The organism is Archangium sp. (assembly GCF_036388035.1).
Classification (GTDB): domain Bacteria; phylum Myxococcota; class Myxococcia; order Myxococcales; family Myxococcaceae; genus Archangium.
This window is the reverse complement of record NZ_DASVSO010000441.1, coordinates 1-7,880: the sequence shown is the minus strand read 5'-3', so window position 1 is coordinate 7,880 and position 7,880 is coordinate 1. Positions and strand designations below refer to the sequence as shown.

The 7,880-nt window shown below is 66.1% G+C and carries 6 protein-coding genes; all 6 read left to right on the top strand.

The window, feature by feature from the left end; all coding sequences use genetic code 11:
- Positions 1-1,196 (top strand): hypothetical protein (locus VF697_RS17840; protein ID WP_331096559.1); only part of this gene is annotated, 1,196 nt, incomplete at its 5' end.
- Between the two features lie 161 nt (positions 1,197-1,357).
- A complete protein-coding gene (locus tag VF697_RS17835; protein WP_331096557.1) occupies positions 1,358-2,605 on the top strand; it encodes a hypothetical protein in 1,248 nt (415 codons plus the stop codon).
- Between the two features lie 3 nt (positions 2,606-2,608).
- A complete protein-coding gene (locus VF697_RS17830) occupies positions 2,609-3,787 on the top strand; it encodes a hypothetical protein (RefSeq protein WP_331096555.1) in 1,179 nt (392 codons plus the stop codon).
- A gap of 847 nt (positions 3,788-4,634) precedes the next feature.
- Positions 4,635-5,576 (top strand): DUF6310 domain-containing protein, encoded by a 942-nt coding sequence (locus tag VF697_RS17825; RefSeq protein WP_414641308.1) that lies wholly within the window; start codon positions 4,635-4,637, stop codon positions 5,574-5,576.
- On the top strand, positions 5,573-6,328 hold the full coding sequence (locus VF697_RS17820; protein WP_331096551.1) for a DUF5953 family protein: 756 nt from the start codon (positions 5,573-5,575) through the stop codon (positions 6,326-6,328). The genes VF697_RS17825 and VF697_RS17820 overlap by 4 nt, the downstream gene beginning before the upstream one ends.
- Before the next feature lie 453 nt (positions 6,329-6,781).
- A partial coding sequence (locus tag VF697_RS17815; protein WP_331096549.1) for a hypothetical protein occupies positions 6,782-7,880 on the top strand: 1,099 nt, incomplete at its 3' end.

The window sequence follows — 7,880 nt, the reverse complement described above, 5'->3', positions numbered from 1 at the left end:
CCGCCACCTACAAGCAGTACGACGGCAAGTACCGCCCGCTGAGCAACCACCCCGGCTGCTCCGTGGACAACCTCTATTACGACAAGACGAACACCTCGACGGAGGTCGGCCGCACGCCCTATATCGATGGCAACAACGACGGCAAGTGGACCGGGAGCTCCATCTACGGTGGCCCCAACACCGCCACGGGCTTCGTCGATGGAGACATGGCCCGAGTCCCCGGCTATCCCTGCGCCGCCAAGGAGTACGCGCAGCCCGCCGAGGACACCTCCAAGCCCATCGTCATCCTCGTGCACGGCAACTCCTCCCGGCCCCACTACTGGGAGAAGTTCCTCCTGCCGCCCGGCACGTCCATCAACTCCGCCTTCGAGAAGGTCCAGTTCAACCCGGACACGCAGGCCCGCGCCCAGCTGGCCGAGCGCCTGATCGCGGCGCGCTACCGCGTCCTCGCGGTGGACTTCCGCACGGACCTGGTCGCCACCGTGGAGCCCACGGCCAACAATACCCAGGAGAACGCGGCTGGCAACGTCGACCACGGCTGGGCCACGCCCATCCTCCAGTCGCTCATCAAGGCGGTGATGACGAACAACCCCAGCCGCAAGGTGGCGCTGGTGGGGCACGGGCTGGGCGTGACGGTGGCGCGCGACGCGCTGCGCCGGTTGTACGTGGAGCACACCCAGGAGGTGGCGGGGGCCCTCAACCCCTTCCCGCGGCTGAGCCACGTCATCCTCGGCTCGGGCGGCAACCATGGCATCGCGACCTATGACCCGAACCTCGGCGCGCTGTGCGGCAACAACTCCACCATGCGTGGGCGCTTCGTCTGCGAGCTGGGCAGTCGCGCCCAGTACGTGCAGACGTACTTCCACAAGCCGCTCAACGGTCCGAGGGAGCTCTTCGCCACCCCCTGCGCGGACGGTGACTTCGCCTTCGGCAAGACGGGCCAGTGTGAAGGCAACGTGGTGAAGTACTTCACCCTCACCATGCGCGACATCACTCCGGACACAAATTACCAGGACCTCTATTCGTCCGAGTCGACGGCGCGCCTCGACCTGAAGGGCTGTGTGGTCAACGCGCTGACGACGCTCGACGACTACGACACCAGCGGCTACTTCAACAAGGGCTTCATCGCCAACCATCTCGGGGCCGCGCGCTCCGAGGCGGGCCTGGATCGAATCCTGGAGTTCCTGAGCAGGTAGGGTGCCTCGCGCCAGGGGGGGCGCTGAAGCCCCCTCCACGATTCCTGCACAATCATTCCTCGGCGGGTGCACGGGGCCTTCATTCGCGTTGCAACCCCACGCGCCATTCTGGGGGCATGAACGCAGACACTCCGCATCTCCCGAGAGAGCCCGGCCCGCCGGTGAAGCGGGCAATCGCGTGGCTCGTCCGCCACCACGTCTTCGGTGGCCTCTTCATCGTCGTCTTCGCCACCGCCGTCATCGCCGGACAGGTGGCGGACCGGACCGAGTTCGCCAGCTCCGAGCTGGCCCAGGATGTGGAGGAGCGCTGGGGCGCCCCCGTGGTGCAACCGGCGCCCTCGCTGCGCTACGTGCAGAGCGGCACCATCTTCACCGAGCTCAAGCCCCTGCCCTTCGACAAGCAGCACGTGCAGGTGCAGTCCCGGATGAACTACCGCAAGCGGGGCCTGCGCTACTTCTCCGGCTTCGACTTCACCCTCTCGGCCGACTACGCCGTCGTCAACCGCGAGGGCCACGACATCGACGTGGCCTTCATCTTCCCCATCGAGGTGGACAAGTCCCAGGTGCTCCTCTCGGAGCTCCAGTTCCTCGTCAATGGCGCCGAGTCGGACCTGGACCTGGGCGAGTCCGGCAACCGCCTCGTCTGGACGGGCCGCATCCCCCAGGGGGCCACCAGCCACTTCTCCATCCGCTACCGCGCCCGGGGCCTCGACTCCTTCGTCTACAAGCTGGATCCCGCCCTGCCCGCGCGTGACGTGCGGCTGCACCTCGCCGTCGAGGGCGGAGAGAACTTCGACTATCCCCCCCAGGTCCTCGTGGCCAACACGGTGGAGACGGGGCGCGACACGGTGTCGCTGGACTGGGCCTTCCAGTCGCTCGAGTCGGGCGTGAGCCTCGGCGTCATCCTCCCCTCGGAGGAGGCGTATGACGAGGTCGTCGCCACCATGGCGCGCCGGGCCTGGGTGCCCTTCCTCGGGCTGCTGGCCCTGCTGGCGGCCTTCAGCATCCGCCACCGCAGGCCGCTCGCCTTCTACGAGACGTACCTGCTGGCCGCCGCCTACGGCTTCTTCTTCGTGCTGCTCGCCTACCTCGCGGCCTTCATGAACTTCTACGTGGCCTATGGGCTGGCCACGCTCGGCATGGGCGCCGCGGTGGTGGCCTACGCGAAGCGGCTCTACCCCGAGGAGCGAGCCTCCCGGCTGGCGGCCACCTGGGGCGCCACGCTGGGAGTGCCCACCCTCGCCGTCCTCCTCCAGGGCTACACCGGCCTCATCTACACGCTGGAGTGCCTCGCGGCACTGCTCGGCCTGATGGTGCTCTCCACGCGCGCGAGCGTGAGGGCCCTGCTCTCGGATCTCCCACCGGACGGCGAGCCGCGCGTCGCCCCCGTCACCCAGGAAGCGAGGTGAGCCATGTGGAACACCGCTCTCGTTGTGGGACTGCTGTTGACCGCCTCGAATGGAACGTCCACCCCGGCCATGCCCTCGGGCTCGGCGACGATTCCCCTCCAGGAGTTGATTCCCCTGTACGCGAAGCACCAGGAGCCCGCGCCCCCCGCGCCGCCCACGGACGCCCTGGTGGTGAAGAGCCAGCTCAAGGGGCGCCTCACCGCCGAGGCCCTCCTGGTGGAGGCGCACTTCGAGGTGGAGGTGCTCGCCAGCGGGCGCTGGACGCAGGTGCGGCTGCTGCAACTCGACGCGGACTCGTACCTGACCCACGTCCCCACGTTGGAGGGCGCCACGGTGGGCTCGCTGGACGGCCAGCTCACCCTGGTGACGCGTGAGCCGGGCCGCTACGCCGTTGACGTCACGCTCGCCCTGCGGCCCTCGGGCAGCGGCACCGAGCGCCAGGTGCAGCTGCGCTTCGGCGCCCACGTCTCGCCGGTGCCGCTGCGGCTGGAGGCGGATGCCACGGCCTTCACGCTGATGGAGCCGCTGCCCACCGGGGGCGAGGACACCGAGGTGTACCCCCGACAGGGGGTGCTGCGGGTGGGCTGGCGCAATGCCGCGGCGCCGAAGGTGGCCCGGCAGGTGGTGCGCCCGCCGCTGGAGCCGAGCATCCCCGAGGCCCGGGCCTCCTGGGTGTCCACGCTGGAGGGCAAGGCCACCGTGCGCGTGCGCTACTCCCTGCGGGTGGACCGGGAGCAGGAGCTCGACCTGGAGCTGCCCGAGGGCCACCGGCTGGAGCGCGTCCTGCTCGACGCCATTCCCCTCGTCCCCAGCGAGAAGGAGGGCCGGCTGCGGCTGAAGGTGGCCCCGACGCGCTTCGGGGAGACGGAGGCCACGCTGGAGGTGGTGCTGGCGAGGGACCTGGGCGTCTTCCACCTGTCGGGCCGATTGAAGCTGGCGCTGCCCCGGGTGTCCTGGCCGGTGGCCACGTTGCAGGCGCGGGCGCACTTCCCGGCCGTCTTCAACTACCGGCGCGAGGGCGGGAGCATGGAGCAGTACGAGGGCACCGAGACGGCGGGGCTGGAGACGCAGACACCCCTGCCGGGCAAGGTGCTCCAGTTCCGCCAGTACCTCGTGGCGGCCTCCGCGCCCACCCTGGAGCTGGGCTACTCAGTGGACATCTCCCAGAGCTACTTCCGGTAGGGACTGCATCAACCGCGGCGTCTCTCCCCGACGGGTCGAATTTGAACCAAAGAAGGAATCCCCCTGCAAAACAGGGGGTCCAGTGGAGGCGGCGGGAATCGAACCCGTGAACGAGGCGATAGAAAACCCTAAGAGGCTGTTGAACTGGGGCGAGCAAGCACAGGATGTCGGGGCACCCCAGCAGCCGAGCAGGCTCAAGGACTTGGCCACGGATTGGGCCGCCCCATTGGCTCCGAGGAGCAGTTCAACACCCTCTAAGCAGGACGCGCTGTTACCCGCTATCGCCTTGATTCTCCTGGGGTTCGTCATCCCGCCCCGTCCCACCCCGTGCCCTCGTGTTCCACCCCTTTCCCCGCTGGCGGGGCACACTGGGGGCACATGCGCCACACCTCCCCGCCTGCATCCTGCCCCACGCCGGGCGGTGTGTGACTGGCGGGGCCCTCCTGTGAACGTGCAGCTCGCTCCCCAACCCGCCCGAGCCTCACCAGCCGCGCCGCTGGAGCCCTCCACAAGCCCGAGCTGCGGCTGCCGTGTGCCGCTCCCCTCCACCCAGCCGCGAGCCCCAGAAGCCGCGCCGCTGGAGCCCCCTAGCGCGGTCCAGGTGCGCGCCTCACCGTTTCACCGGCCCGGGACATGGGGCGTACAACCTAGCGCCCTGTTGCCTGCACACGCCCGAGGATGAGCTGCCCGCTGCGTTGGCGCTCGCCCTGGCCCGAGCTGCGGCTGCGGCACCCGGCCCCCTTCCGTTTCCCCGGCGCGCTCGTTCGTAGCTATCGGGGCGCGCTGTCATACTCCGACCGGCCCCACCAGGACCCGCTAGATCCTAGCTCCAATGGAGGACCCGGACATGCGTCTCCGAGCGTGCTTCGCACTTCTGCTCTTTCTCTCAGCCTGTACGACGACCCCCCCAAGCCCAAGGGAGCCAGCGGCCCGCGACCCGAGGCTCGCCAACCTCCAGCGCGCGGCGAAGCTGCCCTGGACGGACGGGGGGCGGTGTGCCGTCCGCGAAGCTTCTGAGCCCTGGCCCCTGCTGGCGGAGCGGTTCTTTTATGCCCTCGACCATGACCGGGTTCGGTTTCGGGACATCACGGGCAGATGCGCCGTCGCCTCCGCAGGTGCGGCAGTGGGCGTCGGACTCTGTGTCTTGGCGGCACCGGAGATTGTCGTGGGAACGGTGATCGTCGTGGGCGTGGTGGCGGTGGGCTTCGTCATCAAGGAGGCTCTGGATGCGTATGAGCTGAAATGGGCCGATCAAGAGGACTCAAGGCCCGCGCCTGAAACGCGGCCCGTGCCTGAAACGCGCCCCGTGCCAGAAGTGAAGCCCGCTCCGCAGAAACCCTCGCCGAAAAAAAGGCCCAAGCCGGAGCCCAAAGGACCGGATTTCCCTCCCGTGGAGCCACCCGAAGTCACGGAGCGAGATCGCCACAGGTGCGAGCCCCTCCCAGTGCCGCACGCGGGCAAGGATGACGCGCACAACAAGTGCGCCGATCAGTTTCCGCCCAACCGTTATCCCGGAATGGATGTGCTCGTGGGCGGTGTGAGCTTCGATGCGCTGCAAGTCGGCGTTCGTGTGCTGTGGGAAATCAAGACCCATCAATTTGACACGTATCCTGACTTTATCCGGGATCGGGAGATCGAGAAAGAGTTGGAGCAAATAGAAAAAGAGCGAAAAGCTGCGGCGGCGTGTGGATATGACTTCGTCGTCGGTGTGAGCACCCAAGCGCACAAAGAAGCGCTGCTCGCTGTTGTTCCCTCCCTCAAGATCGGCGTCACGGGATGCAAACGATGACCACGCAGAATCGCCTCGTTCTGACCGTCTACGCGCCTGCGCTCGTGGGTGACGACAGACGCACACTCGCTGCCGTTCATGGGATGGAAAAGGCGCTCCCCGGCTTGCGTCTAGAGTGGAGAGTTACCGGGGGGCGACGGCTTGCTGCGTTGCCACAGCGCGACGCGTGGCTCGTAGAAAAGATTAAGGACGGGGGCTTCCCTCTTGTGTGCAATGGGGACGAGAGTTACCCCGTGACGGTTATGGGGAGGGGAAGCTCGGGACTCTTCAGCCCTGGCGGTCAGGCCCTGTTTGAAGTCCATGCGAAGTTGCCGCTAGATGCGGCGGTTGTCGCGGCAGCGACGGAGATGCTGGAGCGTGTAGCGGAGGGCACACACGCGTTCTGGGGGCGTGCGACGCCACACGACGCTGCGGTGGACATCGCGTATCAGACAGCACCCACGCTGGAAGGGCCGCCGTCCCCACGCCGGGGGTTGCCCGGCCTGAAGCTCTTCGAGCACATCCGCTCGCCAGAGATTCCCTATTACCTCGGGTGGCTGAACTACTGGTCTGCCGCTGCCGCACGCGCCATTGGGTTCCCGGACTCCGCCCGTGACGCGGAGCTGCTTTCGCGCTCACGGTGTACCGCGACGGGTGGGTGGGTCGTGCAACTCACCGATGCGCCGCTCGACCTGGACAACCCCGCGCACCTGGACGCGCTCAAACGGGCCTACGAGCGCTTCCCGGAGATTGGCGGGCGCTCCACCCCTTGAGGCTCGGCACGGGCTCGCGGCGGCCGTGCTCAGGGCGCCGCCTGCTGGCTCACTGGGGCACTCTTGAGGGTGCAGGGGTAGCTGAGCTGCGCGGGCGCCCCTCTACGCCCACCCCGACGGCACCGGCCCCATTCGCGGGAATGGGTGACTCTTCGATCGGGTCCATCAGACGCTCGGCATTGGCTCATCTGCGAGCAAGCCGCTCCTCCCTTGGATGCCGGGCAGCCGGCTTCCCGAGGACGAGAGAATCGCCTGACCTCCTGGTCCCTCCTGCTTCTCTCCTAGATGCTGCTGGGAAGGAGAGGGCACGCTGATACGCAGGCCCTTCGGACTGCCACCCGAGACGGTCCCCTTTCTGGGCATTCGAGTAAGTCATTGATGGTTTGCGAACCGCCCCCGTGCCCTCCCGCGCTCTTCTGTCGCGTGAGGACACCGGAGGGCATATCCGGGAACGTGCAAGAGCAGACCATGGCTAGTCAATCAATTGACATGAAAACACTCCTCCTGTTGATAACGATGCCTCTGATTGCCGTGGCCTCGGCGAATCAGACCCCCTTGGTATTCGGAACGGAAAACGGGACGATGTGGCGCTGCGATCGAACCGACGCCAACTCCTGTGCTACCTTCAACACGGCGTCATCCCCCATGAATACAACGGCGATGGCGAACGGCTATATCTATACTGGCATGGGGAACGGCGTCATGTGGCGCTGTGACCCAAACAACGCCAATGCCAGCGACACATTCAACGCTCTAAAATCCTCGATCAATGTCCTCATCCTGGCAAACGCTTACATCTATGCGGGCCTGGAGAACGGTGAAATGTGGCGTTGTGACCCAGACAATGCCAATGCCTGCGCCAAGCTCAATACCCTGGGTTCTCCCCTCAAGAGCCTGCTGAGAGCCAATGGCTCTATCTATGCGGGGTTGAACAACGGCGAGATGTGGCGCTGTGACCCAGATAACGCCAATGGTTGCGCCAAACTCAACAGCCTGACCTTCCCCATAACGTCATTGGTGATGACGAATGGCTATGTGTTCGCGACCGCCGGCTCCCTGTGGCGATGCGACCCGAACAGCACCAACGCCTGTAGCGTGTTCGACAAATTCATAAGCATCGCACAAACAGCAACGGTTGCTGCTGACGGCAACATCTATGTCGGTTTGAATCGTACGAGTGTGTATCGTTGCTCCCCGAGCACGCCCAACTCCTGCTCCAACCTCATGGGTAATGGCAACTCCCTCCCCGTGCGAGCATTGGCAAGCGCAGACGGATACCTCTACATCGGCCTTGGCACCTCCTACAATAGCAGTGGTGCCTTTTATCGCTGCTCTCTCCCCACTCCCACCAATCCCACCACTTGCGAAGTCCTTTACAATAGCGGGTCAGCGGTCACTTACGCTGGGAACGGGTCAGCGGTCACTCAAATTGCCATACCTTACGACACGACCTCCTTGGAGCCAACCTATGTGGGCGAAGACACGGCATGCGTATGGCAGAACGGATATCGCAACCTGATATGCCCGCCCTTTGTCGAATACCTGGACAAGA

Excerpts from the sequence above, each read along its gene's own strand:
- VF697_RS17830 (WP_331096555.1), top strand. The coding sequence starts at position 2,609 with ATGTGGAACACCGCTCTCGTTGTGGGACTGCTGTTGACCGCCTCGAAT.
- VF697_RS17820 (WP_331096551.1), top strand. The coding sequence starts at position 5,573 with ATGACCACGCAGAATCGCCTCGTTCTGACCGTCTACGCGCCTGCGCTC.
- VF697_RS17825 (WP_414641308.1), top strand. The coding sequence starts at position 4,635 with ATGCGTCTCCGAGCGTGCTTCGCACTTCTGCTCTTTCTCTCAGCCTGT.